We start from the raw sequence: 18,092 nt of genomic DNA, 5'->3' as shown, positions 1-18,092 counted from the left end.
CTTGAAGCTAAACGCTTTGCGCCACAACCTTTTTCTCGGTATTCTCCAAACGTATCATCACCGTTGTCCCCACATTTTCAATACTGCTATAATCAATCCGACCCTGATGCAATTCTAAAATTTTCTTTACTAGTGAAAGACCCAAACCATTCCCTGCATTTTGATGGCTCGTATCACCTTGATAGAACTTATCAAAAATTTTTGTCACAGTTCCTTCATTCATTCCAATCCCAGAATCTGTCACTTCTAGCACGACTTCTTCCTTTGTTTGCGCTAGTTTTACTGAAATTTTGCCAGTAGGAAGATTATATTTGATAGCATTATCCATAATATTTAGCCAAACTTGATACAAGAGTTCTTCATTTCCAAAATACTTCACTTTTTCCATTTGGATATCCAACTGCAACTGTTCCTTTTCCCATTTTGGTTGTAAAAATAAAATCACTTCTCGAATTTGTTCGTCCAAACGAAATTCTTTTTTCTCCATCAATGTATGTTGGTTTTCTAGCTTATTTAATTTCAAAACATTTTCTGTTAATTGCGAAAGTTGCGTGATTCCTTCAATGATTCGTTGTAAAAATACCTGTCGTTCCTCACCTGAGAGGTCAGGATTTTGTAATAATTGGACATATCCTTGAATGGTTGACAAAGGCGTCTTGAATTCATGTGAAACATTGGAAACAAAATCATTACGTAAAGTTTCGATACTATTTAATTCTTGTACCATCACATTAAAATCTTGATACAATTGCTGAACTTCTGCTACTTTTTGTTGTTCATTCATCTGAATTGTAAAATCACCCTTTGCTACTTGGCTCATGTTTTTTCGTAGTTCACTAATCGGATACAAGATCCCTCTACCAACAAAAGCAGAAATCCCTGTACCAACTACTGCACTAAAGCCAGCTAAAACCATGATTGGATACAACGTTGGCCGTTCTGTCGGTGTCCAAGAGCGTTGATTTGCCAGTAAATAAACTAATCCTACAAAACAAGCAAGTGTCACTAAAATAGACAAAAAGACAATCAATGCAAAATAAATCCAGAGCTGAGAAAATATTTTTTTCTTCATTTTTTGATAACCGCCTTATATCCGAGTCCACGAATCGTCACAATTTGAAAATCTTGGTTGTTCTCAAAACGCGTACGCAAACGTTTCACATGAACATCGATCGTTCGTTCCTCCGTATTCGTGTCAATCCCCCAAATCTCATCCATTAGTTGTTGGCGCGTAAAGATTTTATTAGGATAGGATAACAATTTATACAATAATAAAAATTCTTTCTGCGGTAAAATCATTGCATCCTCTTTGCATGTCACCTCGTATGTTTCTTGGTCTAAACAAGTCTCGCCAATTATCAGACGTTGACTATGATTGATTTTTGCTCGACGTAATAAAGCCTCTACCCGCAAAACCATTTCATTGACATCCACTGGTTTCGTCATGTAATCATCTGCACCCAAATGAAACCCACGTTTCTTATCCTCAAAGGCATGCTTTGCAGTAATAATTAATACAGGCGTTTCAATATTACTTCCTCGTAAAGTATCCAATAGTGTATAGCCATCCATCGCTGGCATCATCACATCGGTAATAATCAAATCAACATGATTATTTTCAAGTTTTCTCAGCGCATCTTCGCCATTAAATGCGAGGATCACAGAAAATCCAGCTCGTTTTAACACCGATTGATACAATAATTGTAAATTTTCATCGTCTTCAACAACTAAAAGTCGGTTCATTACGCTTTTCCTCATTTTTCTAAAAAATTTCTTGAATGTTTCACTCAGTTCATATTCAGTTAACATTCATTCATTATACTTCTACTATCATTCTGTTATAGTTGTTATTATACAGAATATTTTTAATGAGAGAAGGATGAAGATGCTACAACTAAAAGATATTAAAAAGTATTATAAAGTTGGTGAAACGACAACTAAAGCATTAGACGGCGTTTCCGTTGCTTTTAGACAAAAAGAATTCGTCGCGATTCTCGGTCCAAGTGGTTCTGGAAAAACGACTATGTTGAACGTTATCGGTGGATTAGATAATTATGATTCAGGCGACATGGTCATCAACGGAAAATCAACAAAAGATTTCAAAGATAGTGACTGGGATGCCTACCGTAACAATTCGATTGGTTTTGTTTTCCAAAGTTATAACTTGATTGGACATTTAGGAATTATTGAAAATGTCGAACTTGGGATGACTTTAAGTGGCGTTCCTAAAGAAGAAAAACGAAAAAAAGCAGAAGATGCTTTGGTTCGTGTTGGCCTTTCTGCCCACATGCACAAAAAACCAAATCAACTTTCTGGTGGTCAAATGCAACGTGTAGCAATTGCCCGTGCTTTAGCAAATAATCCTGATATTTTATTATGTGATGAACCAACTGGGGCGCTAGATACCGAAACAAGTATCCAAATTATGGAATTGATTCGAGAACTTTCTAAAGAAAAATTAGTCATCATGGTCACACACAACCCTGAACTAGCTAATCAATACGCTGATCGAATCATTGAATTTTCAGATGGAAAAATTTTGGCAGACTCTCATCCACATATTGAGCGACCAAAAAATGATCAATTCAATTTGCGCCGAACAAAAATGAGTTTTTGGACAGCCCTAAAACTTTCTTTCAATAATATCCGAACAAAAAAAGGGCGAACATTTTTGACCTCTTTTGCATCAAGTATTGGGATTATTGGGATTGCGATCGTCTTAGCCTTGTCTACTGGCTTCCAAAAACAAATTGATAGTACACAATCAGAAACAATGTCAAAATTCCCAATTACGATTTCAAAAGTTACAACTAGTCAAACAAATAACTCTGCCGCACTTGGCGCAAGTAAAGCTGACTATCCAAACAAAAAAACAATCACCGCAAAAACTAGCGATGAAGATAAAGCTCAACACACAAATAAAATTGATCAAAAATACGTCGATTATGTAAATGATATTGATCCTGATCTAAGCAATAACATTGGTTTTACTCGCTCAACAGGAATTAATTTGCTTCGTGAAATTGATGGAAAAGCTCAACCAGTAAGCTTCTCAAATGCGAACCCTGACAACGATGGACTTTCTTTCTCAAGTACGATGGCTTCCATGACTGGCGTTGGGGTCTCAACTTTCCCAACACAATTAGCAGCTGATAAAGGAAACTTTTTAAAAGACAACTATTCCCTACTTGCGGGTAATTATCCAAGTGCAGCAACTGATGTCGTTCTGATCGTTGATGGAAACAATAATACAAATATCAACGCACTTAAAAATCTTGGTTTTGATGTGAAAGAAGATCAAAAATTTGATTTTGATCAAATTATTGGCACAACGTTAAAACTAGTGAACAACAATGATTACTACTCACAATTGCCAACTGGAACATTTATTCCAAATTCTGACTATGAAAAAATGTACAATGACTCAACAGAAGAATTAAAAATCGCGGGTATTTTACGTGTGAAATCTTCTTCAACAATGAATCTTTTATCTCCAGGTATTGCTTACAGCGACCAGCTAACAACACAAATCGTGAATAACAACAAGGATTCTGAAATCGTTAAAGCACAACGAGACAGTGATACAAATGTGATGACCACTGAAAAACTAGATGCCTCTGCCAAAGAAACATTTATTAGTTATCTTGGTGGCGACAGCTTACCATCAAGTATTATGATTTATCCAAATAACTTTGAAGACAAAGATAAAGTTCTTAATTATCTAGATGACTACAACAAAGGGAAATCAGAAGAAGATAAAATCATCTATTCTGACCTTGCGGGTACGATGACTGAATTAACTGGCGGATTGATGGATGCCATCACTTATGTATTAGTCGCTTTTGCAGGAATTTCATTGGTTACAAGCATGATTATGATTAGTATCATCACCTATACTTCAGTAATTGAACGAACAAAAGAAATCGGTGTGTTAAAAGCCCTGGGTGCTCGTAAAAAAGATATTACTCGAGTCTTTGATGCCGAAACTTGTATCTTAGGGATTTCTTCTGGTATTTTAGGAATCTTGATTGCTTGGTTAGCTACATTCCCAATCAACAGTATCTTGTATAGCATGACTGATTTGAAAAATGTTGCTCAACTAAACCCTGTTCACGCATTGATTTTAGTAGTTGTTTCAACTATTTTAACAATGCTTGGCGGACACATTCCAGCTCGTATGGCAGCTAAAAAAGATGCTGCTATTGCTTTACGCGCTGAATAACCAACTTATATTTACAACCAAAAAAGCAGTTGAAATCTGAAGTGCGCCCCCTAAGTTAGACCCAAAAATCTAACTTAAGGGGTTTTTTTAGTGGTCAAATATGATTATGAGTTTAAAAGAATCGTCGTCGAAGCTTATCAGAATGGTGAAGGTGGCTATGGAATCTTGGCTCGTCGCTTTCATATTCCAGCAGATTCAACTGTAAAAAAATGGGTAAAAACTGTTGAACGACTTGGCTTCAGCGCTCTAAATCGAAGGAAAGGCAAACAAACTTATTCTTCTCAATTCAAGCAAGATGTCATACACTATTATTTGACTAGTGGTGACTCTTACCTTGATGTTGCGTTGAACTATGGATTGCCATCTGGAGACCTACTCCAGCACTGGCATCAAGTATTTCTACGCGAAGGCATGGAAGGTCTTTCACCAAAACCGAAAGGAAGACCGTCTATGACAAAGAAAAAGAAGATGAAAACACCAAAGAAACCATTGACGCGCGAGCAGGAACTGGAACGAGAGAATGAACTGCTTCGTGCAGAACTGGCCTTCATAAAAAAGCTCCGAGCTTTAGGGATGACTATCCCGGATCGACTCAAGAACGAGACGCACGAATCATCCACGAACTCCGAAAAGAGTTCCGATTAGGGATTCTCCTTGAAGCGACGAAATTTCCTAAAGCAACGTATATGTATTGGCAACAGCGCTTTGACCGTGAAAATCCAGACGCCGCATTAGAAAAAATGATTACAGAAATTTTCGAAGAAAACAATGGCAATTATGGCTATCGTCGGATTCAAATTGTCTTGAATGAGCGTGGACTAAAAGTGAACCAAAAGAAAATCCGCCGATTGATGTGTAAGCTTGGACTGAAATGCGCGAAGTTCACACGAAAATCTCGTAAGTACTGTTCTTACAAAGGAACGGTTGGACAAGTGGCGAAAAATCGTATTCATCGCCGTTTTTATACATCGGTTCCACATCAAAAAATCACTACAGATACCTCTGAATTTAAGTATTACGAAAGGGACAATACGAAGGGAATCGTAATCAAAAAACTGTACCTTAACCCGTTCCTTGATATGTTTAATGGGGAAATTTTGTCTTACCGAATTTCAGAGACACCAACGTTAAAGGCCATTCTTGAGGCTCAAAAAGAAGCGATTGACTACACCGCAGATTGTCCATATCGTCGGACATTCCACTCTGACCAAGGTTGGGCTTACCAGTTGAAGCAATATAGAAAACCATTATCAAATAAGAATATTTTTCAAAGCATGTCCCGAAAGGGAAACTGTTTGGACAACTCACTGATAGAAAACTTCTTCGGTTTATTAAAGCAAGAAATGTATCATGGTGTTGAATATACCAGTCTTGAAAGCTTAAAAAAAGCAATTGAGGATTGGATTGATTACTACAACCATCGTCGAATTAAGACGAGGCTTGGCTGTAGCCCAGTTCAGTATCGAGAACGAATAACAGCATAATAAAAATACCGACCAGATTTTCTAGTCGGTATGTGGTCTAACTATTGGGTCTCACTTCAATCAGCGCTGATTTCAACTGCTTTTTTTATTTGTTTTTCAACTATTCACAGCTTTGGAATACTATCTTGTCCCTTATGCCAAAGTTCTTCTGCAGTGTAGCGATCGGTTTCATTCAACACAACCGTTCCATCTGGTCGAATTTCAGCTTTGCTCCCAATCCACATATTTGTCGTTGTTCCTAAAAGGTTTTTACGTACCCCTTTGCTGTTTAGTTTGAAAGCATCTCCGAGATCTTCAACCCAGTGTGATTTTAGGTATTTGGTCTGACCATTCTCAAAATCTACTTTCAAAATATTGGCTACATTTTCCACTTTGATTGCTTTCGGTATCTGTTCTTCCATTACTACTCCTCCAATCTTTTTTCAGATATCCCCCACACCGCAAAAAAAGAAAGCGCTATCTTACACCAGTTTAACACGTTAGAAATCTTCCTACAATCACTCAAAAAAATAGACTAGAACCTTTACAGGTCCCAGCCTATTTTTTAAACAGTTGGTCAAACAACTGTTTTTATCATTTATTTTTTTTCACTTCTTGAATCAATTTGGCAAATGCTTCTTGTTGATAAGCAGCTGTCAATTTCTTGGTTAGCGCCTCTTGCTCAGATTGATTCATTTGTGGATTATTCATCATCGCTTGTTTCAAGCCGTCCTGAACATAAGCTTTTGCTTCACTTTCCATGGTACCTTGACGTTCTTTGGAAAGTTTAGCTAATTTTTCTGCTTGATCTGTACTTAAAGTAATCCAGTCTTTTGGTAACTTAAACGTATTGACGCGTTTGTCAAATTCGTGATTATTATCTGCTAAATTAAACCAAAATTTATAATGGTCGTTCTTGTATACCCAGTAAGTCGTTTTTGTGACTTTTTCAGCAGCTCCAGTGGTTGTTTCTACTTTGTTCGTTACATTGTCTGTTCCAGTAGCTGTTGGTTTTTTCTGACTGTCTTTGGTTTTATACAAGTAGATTTTTTCAGTGCCATCACCAAGTTCTTTATAAAGTAGCAGATTGGCACCCGAATCAGCACTAGAAACAATTTTTTTCGTTGTTGTTTCCGTCACTCTTTCCATTCCAAAATGGTTAGAAACATTCGCTACAATCAATCCTAAAGCTCCAACAAAAACGGCACCAAAGATTAATGAAAGGACTGTTTGCCATGCTTTTTTGGCAAAAACATTAACCAAAGCAAAGGCAAGTAAACTAATAATTAAAACACCAATTATCATGCTTGATCCCCCTTCACTGAAAGTTCTTTAAGTGGTTCTTTTTTCTTTAAGAAGAAAGCAATGACAAAACCAATGATTCCAAAAATAATCGCAACAACAAACGCAGCATGATAGCCAGATAAAGTTGCATTGATTGCTTGATCTTTATAAGCCAACGGTGTTGCTTTTAATATTTCTTTGTCAGGTAAATTATCTTTTGTAACATTGGTCAAGACACTAATCAAAATCGCTGTCCCAATAGAACTTGCAATTTGACGGAATGTATTATTAACTGCCGTACCATGGCTAATCAAATTATTTGGTAAAGCATTCATTCCTGAAGTTGTAACTGGCATCATAACCATTGAAATACCAAACATCCGAATCGCATATAAAATCACGATATAAACAATTGGTGTTGTTTCTGTTAAAAATGCAAATGGTGCAGTGGCAGCAGTTAAAATAAACATACCCGTGATAGCTAAGCGTTTCGCACCATGCTTATCAAAAATCATCCCTGTGATTGGCATCATCGCTCCCATGATCAATGCACCTGGAAGTAGCATCAATCCTGAGTGGAAGGCTGATTCTCCACGAATATTTTGAATATATAATGGAACAACCATTTCAGCACCAACCATCGCCATGTTCGTTACACCAGCTAAAATGGCTGCAATGGTGAAAGTTGCTGATTTAAAGACACGAAGCTCTAAGAATGGATGTTCTAGACGTAACTGACGTAATGAGAATAAGATAATAAAAATTATCCCAACAATCAAGAAACCAATTACTTGGACACTTCCCCAACCTTCATTACCTACACTAGAAAATCCATAAAGCAAGCTACCAAATCCAATTGTTGATAGGATTGCTGAAAGTATATCAATACTTGGATTAGATAACGGAATTACGCTCTTCATCAAGAAGATTGCCAAGACTAAAACCAAAAGAACGATTGGAATAATCATTCCAAATAAATCACGCCATTGGTAATTATCAATGATATAACCGGATAATGTTGGTCCTAATGCTGGTGCAAGTCCAATAACAATTCCAGACATCCCCATGGCCGAACCTCTTTTTTCTGGCGGGAATATCGATAACATAATATTTTGCAATAATGGCATTGAAACACCAACACCTGCAGCTTGGATTAAGCGACCAATCAACAATGTTGAAAAGTTAGGTGCGATATAACAAGTAATCGTTCCAATTAAAAACACAGTCATCGCTGAAAGGTATAAGCTTCTTGAGCTGAACTTGTTAATCAGCCAAGCTGTAATTGGGATCATGATCCCATTCACTAATAAGAATCCGGTTGTTAGCCACTGTACATCGGAAGCTGTAATATCAAAAGCTTTCATCAATGTAGGAAAAGCTGTTGTCAACAGCGTTTGATTCAATACGGTACAAAAGGTACCAATTAGTAAAACAACCACTAACAATGAGCGGTTATATGGTTTGCCGTAAATATCTACGGGCTGTTTTTTACTCATGTGTCTCCTTCTTTCTAATTATTTTTGCGAAATCACTAGAATACTTTATTCCTAATCAGATAATTTGTCAACATGCTTGACACGAAAGTCAACAAAAGTATAATTAAGGAAAGAAGAAGGTCAAAAGGAGTGACAAAAATGATTTATAACCACCTCAAAGAACTATTAAAAAATGATCATTTACTTGTTGGTATTAGTGAACTTAGTGAACTTGTTGGTGTTTCTCCACGTCAATTGCGTTATTGGGAAACGAAAGGTTTTATTCAATCTGTCGAAACCGATTCCACTGGGCCAAGAAAATATCGTTTGCCTACAGTTGCTAAGGTTGAAATTATCAAACAATACTTAGATGAAGGATATACTTTGACGAAAGCTGTTGAAAAAGCAACTGCTCATATTCAAAAAATGCATCATGTTCGTAAAGTTTTTTCAAAATGTATCAAAGAAATCGAATTATTCGATCAACGTTATACAGCGATTTCATTTGGGGATTTCAAAGAAGATGACTCTCAAATTTATATTATCCATGATGATGAAACAGATGAATTAACGTACAAAATCGTCCCTGTAGCTGAAAACGTAGACATTAAAGAACTAATTAGAGAAGCTTAGTCTTCGATCGCTCAAAATAAATTTCAAAAATTTGAAACACTCATTTTCTTCTTCAACTCAATTTATTTTGAGCACAATTAAGTGAGTGGTTCTTTTTTTTTGCTTTTTTATTCTTCTTCCACATTTTCATCGTCAAATGCACGCAATTCATGACTTATCACCTTTGTCTGACCATAAACTTGTTGATAAATCGAATAAATTTTTTGATAGGTTCGAACATTTTCGGTGATTGGTGTTGCTACTTTGTGATAACTCACAAAGCTTTTTGCACAAATTTCCAGTGAGTCAAACCAACCAACACCCACTGCTGCAATCATTGCAGCACCCATACTTGGTCCTTCTTCAACAGCCAAGGCAAAAATTTCTGCATCAAAAACATCCGCTTGAATCTGTGCCCATTCTTTATTTTTAGCACCTCCTCCCACAGAAATAATTTCAGTGAACGTTTTTCGCAGCATTTTTTCAAGCAATACCTGAACATCTTTCAAGGAAAAAGTAACACCTTCTATCACCGCACGCATAAAATGTGGAAATGTATGCTTCGTATCAATCCCTAAAAAGCTCCCTCTAATTTGTCCATCTGGATAAGGTACCCTTTCTCCAACAATATATGGAGTAAAGAGCAACCCATTTGCTCCTGGCAAAACCTTTTCAATTCCTGATAAAGCTTCTGGAAAGCTCTTCTCTTGAGCAAACGTCTGTTTCATCCACTGCAAACTATACCCTGCCGCTAAAGTAACACCCATCAAATAACAGCTAGCAGGAACTGCATGATTGAACCAATGAAGCTCCCCAGTGACTGGTTCCTGCCCCTCTCCACAAGTCAAAAATACGCCCGACGTACCAATACTTACTAAGCCTTTTTCTGAGGAAAAAATCCCCGCACTTAACGCTGCACAAGCGTTGTCCGCCGCGCCAGCCATAACTTTTACTTTTGGACTAATCTTTACATCGCCTAAAGACTCGGGCAACAACGTCCCAACACACTTTAATGATTCGACTAATGGTGGAAAATATGTGAATGGAATGCCAAAACTTTTTGCCACTTCTTCTGACCAAACTTGTCGTTCGAGATCCAGTAACAAGGTTCCTGCTGCATCTGAAAAATCTATGTGCATTTTTCCAGTTAATCGATATCTAAGATAATCTTTTGGTAATAAAATATGGCGAACTCTCGACCAGATTTCTGGTTCATTTTTCTTTACCCATAATAGTTTTGGAAGGGTGAATCCCTCCAGAACTTGATTTTTCGTAATTTCTAAAAGCTGTTCCCCCAGTTTGTCCTTAATCTGTTCACATTCTCGGCTTGTGCGAACATCATTCCACAAGATAGCTGGACGCAATACCTGCTTCTTTTCATCTAATAATACTAAGCTGTGCATTTGTCCTGAAAAACTTATTCCCTTTAGATTTTCGCTAAAATTTGCTACTTCTGCTATAAACTTCCTTAACACTTTTTGTAACGCAATGAACCAATCATCTGAATTTTGTTCACTCCAACCAGTCTGCTTCTGAAAAAAGGAATAATGCTCACTCGCACAAGCGATTACCTTGCCAGCTTTATTTGTCACAATTCCCTTTAACGAACTCGTTCCTAAATCAATCCCTACCACATATTCCATCAAAAACACTCCATTCTTTATTCTCTCTAACTGACAACTTTCGATCCCCTTCATCATGTAGTTACGTCTTTTTTTATTTTTGTGTGTCAAAAAGTAAATTTTTTTACAAAAAAATGCTGGAACAAATAATGTGTGTATCACTTGTCCCAGCTTTTTATTTTGATTTTATTCGACGATAAATTTTCGCTTACCAATTGCTAACTGTTTAACTCTTTTTCTTCTACTAATGAATAACATAGCTGATTCCTTCTTCTTTTTCACACCAAACTTAATCCTGCTGTCGTTATGGGAGACATCTACTAATTGATATTGTCCACCTGGCAATTGCTTAAATTCTACCCGTCCAAATGGATCACTCGTTGCTTCAACAGGTTCTCCCTCTCTAAAAACGAGTCGTCCTTTTTGCATTAAACGAAAAGTAGTTTCTGTTATTGGCACCTCAGACGTATCAAGCACAGTAAAAGAAAAATCAAATATTTTTTTACTCAATTGATGGTGATAAACTAAACGGTAAGCTAAATAAATTAAGGCTAACGTGGCAACAAGCACACCAACCAGAATCAAAACATACCGTAAAACTCGCCATTGATTTCCTTTTGATTCAGTTGCCTGCACTGCTTCGTTGTAAGGAATGCGGTACCCCGTCACTAATAAACGATGGGAATTAACCATATAAGGTGTACAAGTTAACAATGTAACCAGATCTCTGCCTTCTTGAATCGTTAAGGACGAAGTATCATCTGGCATTACCACTTCAATCGCATCGACTTGATAAGCTAATTTTTTGTCTAAGACAGTTAAGATAAACTGATCACCAATTTTTAATTCTTCTAAATCAGTAAAAAACAAGCGATTGGGTAAGCCTGAATGTGCGGAAATAACCGAATGTGTTGACTTCCCGCCGGTAGGAAAAGAGGTTCCCTGTAAAACTCCTGCACCAATTTCTAAAACATCAGTAGTTGTTTCATCGTAAAGTGGCAAATTGATGTTGATTTTAGGAATATTGATACTGCCAATCAATTCGGCTTGCGTGCTCTCTACCTTTTTTTCATCTTTAAAAGGATCTGCACCAGGATTGAGCCCGTTTTTTTGTAAACGTTCGTTCTCCGCTGTCATTTTTTGTTGTAAGGCATTCGTTTCTTCGACAGATTTCTTTTGCGCCTGTTCAATTCTCTTTTGATCAATCAATCCATTCAAAGAATCAACATAAAAAGGGTAGAGGGCTATCAGCAACCCAACGAGAATCAACAATAACATCGTTATTTTCAGTAATAGCTTTTTTATATTTTGTTTTCTTTGAGTTGGCTTTTCATTTTTCATACACACGCCTCCTTTGGTACCCTTTTCATTTATCATTACATAGTTAATAACCTTTTTCAACAATAGACAGTTGTTTCAATTTCTTTTCGAAATTCTTGCCTCCATTTTCAATTGGTTTTATCATAGAACTAATTCATTCAATTGAAAGGAGATTTCCCTTTGAAAAAAATCAGACCTTTTATGGTGATTGGCTTGATTGCGTTTATTTTTATTCTTCCACATTTGTTCACACACCAACTGATTCTTGGTGCAGATGCTTCGTTTCATTATAATCGCTTTTATGAAACAGCTCAGCAAATTAAAAACCATAATTTTCATTACTTTATTTCCGTTTATGGATTCCAACAAAGCGGCCGGATTGTCAACGCTGTTTACGGGCCATTTTTTGCTTATTTTCAAGGATTACTTGTACTGATTTCTGGAAGTTGGTTCCATTATCAGATAGTTTCTAATTTTATTTTGTATTTGATCGCTGGTTGCTCTATGATTACTTTGTTGAAGTATGCAAAAATAGTGGATTTGATTGTTGTACCAACTGCTGTCATTTTTATGAGTACTTATTCTATACAGTATTGGACAATCAATCAAGGGTTTACTAGCTGGGGAACAGCCTTTTTGCCTTTATGTTTACTACCAATCGTTGATTTTATCGTTAATAAAAAGTTCCCTTTGAAAAAAGTAGCTGTTTCCATAGCTTTAATGACTCAAATTCATTTACTTTCAACTATCATGCTTATTTTAATGTACGTGCCTTTTTATGTAGCTTTCTTTTTTTCGCAAACCGATCGAGGAAGCCAATTACTACAACTTGGAAAATCAATTTTACTTTACTTTCTTCTCACTGCGAATATCTGGGTTAGTCTACTAATTGTGTACTCTGGAAATGACATTTTAGCACCGTTCGTTAATAAAAACATGAGTGAAAAGGCAATTAATCTCGGTGGAAATTATTGGTTACACTATCCAAGAATATTTCCTATTATTTTAGCTGTAGGTGTTCTGTTACTAGTTTTATTCCGAAAAAAGTTAACTTTCTTTGATAAATTACTCTTTGGGACAAGTTTGTTTTTCTTGTTACTCTCAACCAGTCTGGTACCTTGGACGACCCTGATAACAAAGGGTGTCCCTTTTATTCGTTTGATCCAATTCCCTTTTCGTTTTTTCGTGCCCTTCACGGTACTGTTCTTACTACTCCTTGCATTGGTCTTCAGCCATTGGCATTCCCAAAAATGGTTAAAGGTAATCGGTGTATCTTTGGTAATTATTTGTACTGTTCAAACTATTCAGACACTCTCTAGTCACTTAGCCCAGTGGGAACAAACAAAATTTGTCAGCAGACATACTTATTTATTTGAAGACCAAGCTACCACGAGGAAAACATTTTTTAATAAAGATTTAGAAACTAGTTTATTTGCTTTTCAAAAAACAACGCCAGATTATCTACCAATCTATCAAGAAACTAGTGCAAATAAATATGACCGTTATAGTCAAGACATTCTAGATAATGAAACAAAATATATCAAGAGCTATTCCGACGGTGCTTTAACTGTTACGTGGAAAAACACGGGTACCCAAACAGTAAAACTGCCAATTATTGTCTACGATCGAACAAAATTAGTTCGAAATGGCCATACAATTACAGACTATCAATTAACTGATATTGGTACGCCAATCATTAAGCAACACAAAGGAATCAATAAAGTAACAGTTCATTACTCACCACCGTTTTATTTTTATTTTTCTTTCGTTGTCTCCCTTGTTACTTGGGGAATCTTATTATTGTTTTTTGGGTATCAAGCATATAAAGCCTTCCGCAAAAGCAAATAAACAGTTAGGAAATTTTTTTAAATAAGAAACTATTCTCATGTATAACAACTGAATCAAAAAACACCCCTATGATAGCTGACATTCTCAGCTATCATAGGGGTGTTTTGAGTCAATCGTCTAATTTTATGCCAAGTAAAACGACGTTTAATCCTGTAAAAAGCCAGTCATTTTATAGGTGGCGGAAGCTCATTTATTCAGCGTCAGGTGGCGAAATAAGTAAACCACTACTTCATTTTCTTCGTCTCCTCCCCAAAGCAAATAAAACTGCAATAATAATCAAAATGATTCCTGCTACGACCAATTCAATATAAACATTTTCTCCAAAGGACGCGATAGATTGTTTTCCTTCACTCTCAATCAAGTTTTCTTTACTAGATGAGGGATAACTAGCCGAACTTTCTTCCACCTTGCTCTCTACAGATGACTCATCAGTCGTTTCTTCTGTTTCCGGAACATAAAATTTCACTTTACCTTTTGTATCCGTAGCAACCAATAGATTATTCATTCACTACTCCCTCCTTCCAATTTATGAAAGCTTCCTCTCATTCAAAGCCTTACCAGTTTTTTATCTTTTGACTACTGCAAAACCTCCACTTAAAATAAAACGTTATTGTTTAACATAGACAAACTTCTTTTAAAACGATAAAAAGTCCTTTAACCTATGACTCAACTAAACCAACCTGAAATGCTCACTACTCACAGTTACTCTACGTCCTTCGAGAGCATTTTTTTGCATACATATTCTATTTTATGTATTAAATTTACCATACACACGAAGAAAGAAATATCTTTATGCTCATAGATTATTCTTAGTTTTATACTCTAAAAACAACGTCTTAAAGCTAGCTCTGCGAAAAAAACAACGCACAAAAAAACTACCGACCAAAGGTTTCTAGTCAGTAGTTTATTTGTTATTGTTTCTTGTTTCATTTCATCAACGCGTGTGCTGCTTAAAATTCAGTAATTTCTATTTCAACACCAAAATGATCACTAACAACTGGCGCATTTTTACCATCAAATACGACTTGGTGTGCGTCAACAATACTAGTTGCCGGAACAAAAATATAATCAATTCTTAGTTTCCGAGTATTTTCTTTCCAACCATCAATGGCTTGCTCTACCGTTGCTTCACCGCTCTTTACTTTTGCTATAGAATAGCTATCTCTTAGAGCAAGTGGACTTTTTTCAACGAGTGAGTAGCCTGCTTCTTGCGCTGGATTATTAAAATCACCAAGTAAGAAAAGGGGATTAGTTTCTGTTAATAATCGTTTTTCTAACTGATGCCATTCGAAAGCAAAGCCAGAATTTTCATCCTGCCACCAAGAAAAGTGAGTACTTACGACGCAAATTTCTTTTCCTTGGAATAACGTATTGCCAATCAGTAGTTTTCTCGTTCGATAATCTTGATAATTACTTGTTTCAGACACAACAATTGCTTCACTTGTCAAAGGATTTTTTGAAAGCAGAGCATTTCCTTCTTCATAAATATCATAGCCAATATGACTCATGTCCCAGCTCCAATAATAGGTCCGCCCTTTCATTGCCAACTTTTTGACTAAACAATAAGCAAAGTTATCTTCATGAATACCTTTTTGACCACTTACTGGGCAAAAACCAATAAGCTCACTTTGAGAAACAATAACTGAATCCACTAATTGATTCACTTCTTGTAATGCAATCACCTCATAATCAGCTTCGATAATTTTCTCAACTAATTGTTGTAACTTTTGTTCAGCCTCTTTTTCTAGCCAGCTATGTGTATTTAGTGTGAGCAAATTCATTTGTCTGACTCCTTTTTTATTCCACAGATTTTCCCTTTAAATATGGATAGTTCCAACCACTTCATTCGCTTGAACATTTCCAAAACGTGGGATTTCTAACGTTTCAATTTTATCACTGTTAGTAAAAACTACCATAATTGTTTTTTCTTTACCCGCTTTTTCGACAACAGCTAGATCCATCGATGCAAGTTTTGTTCCTGCAGTAACTGTTTGTCCTTCTTTAACAAAAACTTCAAAAGCTGTTTCCGTTAATTCAACTGTATCAATCCCCATATGAATTAAGATTTCAATGCCATCTGTTGTCTGCAAGCCCATTGCGTGTTTGCTTGGGAATATACTAATGACTTTCGCATCAACTGGTGCTACAACAGTTTCTTGTGCTGGAATAATAGCTAATCCTTCACCCATCATTTTTTGAGAAAATACAGGATCACCAACATCTTCTAGCGCAATCAGTTCTCCTGTTGCTACCGCATGAATCGCTTGCTCTTTGCCTAAAAAAGTCGTTTGTTCTTCTGTTGAACTTACTAGATTATTTTTTGGTAAAGGAATAGTTGCACCAGATTGTAACAAATCTTCAATATCAGATTTCAAAACATCTGCTTTTGGTCCATAAACGGCTTGCACTCCATTGTCTTTTACAATCAATCCCATTGCTCCAGCACGTTTCCAAGCATCTTCTGCTCCGACCTTTTCGCGATCATTGACACTCACACGTAAACGAGTCATACATGCGTCTACTTCACTAATATTTTCTTTACCACCTAACAAATGAATGATTTGAATAACTTGTTCGCTTGCTACACCTTCACTTGTAGTTGCCGTTTCCGTTGCTTCCCCGCCGTCATTGTCATAATTTCCATTACGTCCAGGTGTCGCAAAATTGAATTTTTTGATTAAAAAGTTTGCTAAGAAATAAGTTCCTACACCAAACACTACGACACACAGAACAAAGTTAAGTAGATCGCCACCTAATCCTGCCTTGATCGCTAATGGTGTCCGTGTCAATAACTCAATATTCCCAAAAGAATGTACTCGTAATGGCAAGATATCTGCCATTGCAAAAGCTGCCCCTTGGATAAAAGAATACACAATATATAAAGGCATTGCTGCAAACATAAACATGAACTCAAGTGGCTCTGTCACACCTGTCAAGAAAACTGCCAATGCTGCTGAGAAATACATTGATTTATATTTTGAGCGTTTGTCAGCATCCACATTACGATACATTGCCAAAGCCAAGCCCATTAAAATACCAGACGAACCAATCATTTGTCCGACTTTAAAACGTGCAGGTGTCCAATTTTCTAATACAAAAGCATATTGTGATGTGTCACCAGCACCTTTAAGGTTGACTAAGTCCGTTGCCCAAGCAAGCCATAATGGATCTTGACCAAATACTTGAGTTCCAGCTTGTGCACCAGATAAAATTTCATACGTTCCGCCCAATTGTGTGTAATTGATTGGAATCGTTAACATATGATGCAAACCAAAAGGTAAAAGTAATCTTTCAAGTGTTCCGTATAAGAATGGTGCTAAAATTGGCGCACTATCTTGTGATTGAGCAATCCATAGACCAAAGTTATTAATCCCTGCTTGGATATTTGGCCACACAATAGCAAGAATCAAAGCAACAATTGTAGACCATAAGATTACAACAAATGGGACAAAACGTTTCCCATTGAAAAATGATAATGCATCAGGTAATTTTCGATAATTGTAATATTTATTGTAAGCCATCGCACCAACAAATCCGGCGATAATCCCAACAAAAACCCCCATATTTAAAGCAGGCGATTCTAAAACACTAGTGAAGAAACCTTTAACCATGATTTTTGTACCAAATAAGGTATGAGTAAATGCCTCTTCATTCGCCAACATATCAGTAGTAACACCAAAAATTGCTCCAGTGATTCGATTGATTAATACAAATGAAATCCCTGCAGCAAATGCACCGCCTGCACGATCTTTTGCCCAACTACCTCCAATAGCTAATGCAAATAAAAGATGTAGATTTCCAATAATTGCCCAACCAATACTCTCAACTACACCACCAGTTGTAACTAGTGGTGCAAAATCTGGATTGATTAGTGGTAGTGACTTCCCAATACTAATCATTAACCCTGCAGCTGGCATCACTGCAACAACAACCATCAATGCTTTTCCGAATTTTTGCCAAAACTCAAAACTAAATAATTTCTTCATATTCTCTCTCCTTTACGCAATCGGTTTCGCTACATTGCCATTATAGCTTGGGTTTTATTTTTTGTAAATGCTTTATTTTTAATCAGTGCCAAAAAAATTTTTCCTACTTCTATTAGTCTCTTTCCCTGCTAATCACATTATTTTTTCAAAATAACCGTAAACGCTCAGTATTCCGTGCTTTTCTCTTACTCCGTTTAAAATAAAAAGATTTCTTGAATTATTTTTATTGACTAACGCAATCGGTTGCGTTTATTATGGAC

General features: G+C 36.5%; 14 protein-coding genes. 4 read left to right on the top strand and 10 right to left on the bottom strand.

Annotated features, from left to right (window positions below; all coding sequences use genetic code 11):
- Positions 1–7: 7 nt before the first annotated feature.
- Positions 8–1,072 carry a sensor histidine kinase gene (locus IGJ93_RS01720; RefSeq protein ID WP_071868619.1) on the bottom strand — a complete coding sequence of 355 codons (1,065 nt, stop codon included), beginning with the start codon at positions 1,070–1,072 and terminating at the stop codon, positions 8–10.
- The gene (locus tag IGJ93_RS01715) at positions 1,069–1,743 is read right to left on the bottom strand and encodes a response regulator transcription factor (RefSeq protein WP_067481415.1); all 675 of its coding nucleotides are present in this window, start codon (positions 1,741–1,743) and stop codon (positions 1,069–1,071) included. Before IGJ93_RS01715 ends, IGJ93_RS01720 begins: the two co-directional genes overlap by 4 nt.
- A 142-nt stretch (positions 1,744–1,885) precedes the next feature.
- On the opposite strand from IGJ93_RS01715, the gene IGJ93_RS01710 reads away from it, so the two are divergent.
- Complete coding sequence (locus IGJ93_RS01710; RefSeq protein WP_067481417.1) at positions 1,886–4,222, top strand: ATP-binding cassette domain-containing protein; 2,337 nt, start codon at positions 1,886–1,888, stop codon at positions 4,220–4,222.
- A gap of 90 nt (positions 4,223–4,312) precedes the next feature.
- Positions 4,313–5,706, top strand: a protein-coding gene (locus IGJ93_RS01705) for an IS3 family transposase (RefSeq protein ID WP_095803321.1) whose coding sequence is annotated in 2 segments (ribosomal slippage) — positions 4,313–4,853 and positions 4,853–5,706 — 1,395 coding nt in all. Because the reading frame shifts where the segments join, the coding sequence is not laid out codon by codon here.
- Positions 5,707–5,810: 104 nt separating this feature from the next.
- Here IGJ93_RS01705 and IGJ93_RS01700 read toward each other — a convergent pair.
- From IGJ93_RS01700 to IGJ93_RS01690, 3 genes are all read right to left on the bottom strand, one after another.
- Positions 5,811–6,107 carry a hypothetical protein gene (locus IGJ93_RS01700; RefSeq protein WP_218658068.1) on the bottom strand — a complete coding sequence of 99 codons (297 nt, stop codon included), beginning with the start codon at positions 6,105–6,107 and terminating at the stop codon, positions 5,811–5,813.
- Positions 6,108–6,279: 172 nt separating this feature from the next.
- A complete protein-coding gene (locus IGJ93_RS01695) occupies positions 6,280–6,990 on the bottom strand; it encodes a DUF4811 domain-containing protein (protein ID WP_218658067.1) in 711 nt (236 codons plus the stop codon).
- On the bottom strand, positions 6,987–8,465 hold the full coding sequence (locus tag IGJ93_RS01690) for an MDR family MFS transporter (protein WP_067481423.1): 1,479 nt from the start codon (positions 8,463–8,465) through the stop codon (positions 6,987–6,989). Before IGJ93_RS01690 ends, IGJ93_RS01695 begins: the two co-directional genes overlap by 4 nt.
- A gap of 138 nt (positions 8,466–8,603) precedes the next feature.
- Between IGJ93_RS01690 and IGJ93_RS01685 the strand changes: the two genes are divergently transcribed.
- Positions 8,604–9,077 (top strand): MerR family transcriptional regulator, encoded by a 474-nt coding sequence (locus tag IGJ93_RS01685; RefSeq protein ID WP_067481425.1) that lies wholly within the window; start codon positions 8,604–8,606, stop codon positions 9,075–9,077.
- 107 nt (positions 9,078–9,184) lie between these two features.
- Here IGJ93_RS01685 and xylB read toward each other — a convergent pair whose 3' ends face one another.
- Complete coding sequence (xylB, locus tag IGJ93_RS01680) at positions 9,185–10,699, bottom strand: xylulokinase (RefSeq protein WP_067481427.1); 1,515 nt, start codon at positions 10,697–10,699, stop codon at positions 9,185–9,187.
- A gap of 165 nt (positions 10,700–10,864) precedes the next feature.
- Positions 10,865–12,019 (bottom strand): class C sortase, encoded by a 1,155-nt coding sequence (locus tag IGJ93_RS01675; RefSeq protein WP_082904060.1) that lies wholly within the window; start codon positions 12,017–12,019, stop codon positions 10,865–10,867.
- A gap of 159 nt (positions 12,020–12,178) precedes the next feature.
- Here IGJ93_RS01675 and IGJ93_RS01670 point away from each other — a divergent pair, with 159 nt between their 5' ends.
- Positions 12,179–13,846 (top strand): hypothetical protein, encoded by a 1,668-nt coding sequence (locus tag IGJ93_RS01670; RefSeq protein WP_067481429.1) that lies wholly within the window; start codon positions 12,179–12,181, stop codon positions 13,844–13,846.
- Between the two features lie 229 nt (positions 13,847–14,075).
- On the opposite strand, the gene IGJ93_RS01665 is transcribed toward IGJ93_RS01670, so the two are convergent.
- From IGJ93_RS01665 to IGJ93_RS01655, 3 genes are all read right to left on the bottom strand, one after another.
- Positions 14,076–14,351, bottom strand: coding sequence for a hypothetical protein (locus IGJ93_RS01665; RefSeq protein WP_067481431.1), 276 nt, complete (start codon positions 14,349–14,351; stop codon positions 14,076–14,078).
- 445 nt (positions 14,352–14,796) lie between these two features.
- Positions 14,797–15,627 (bottom strand): endonuclease/exonuclease/phosphatase family protein, encoded by an 831-nt coding sequence (locus tag IGJ93_RS01660; protein ID WP_067481433.1) that lies wholly within the window; start codon positions 15,625–15,627, stop codon positions 14,797–14,799.
- Positions 15,628–15,663: 36 nt separating this feature from the next.
- A complete protein-coding gene (locus IGJ93_RS01655; protein ID WP_067481435.1) occupies positions 15,664–17,832 on the bottom strand; it encodes a PTS transporter subunit IIBC in 2,169 nt (722 codons plus the stop codon).
- Positions 17,833–18,092 lie beyond the last annotated feature (260 nt).

Origin of the sequence: Enterococcus sp. DIV0174 (assembly GCF_050529065.1) — a bacterium.
GTDB lineage: Bacteria > Bacillota > Bacilli > Lactobacillales > Enterococcaceae > Enterococcus_B > Enterococcus_B thailandicus.
Note: the sequence above shows the minus strand (reverse complement) of the source record. Positions and strands in the feature narration are given on the sequence as shown.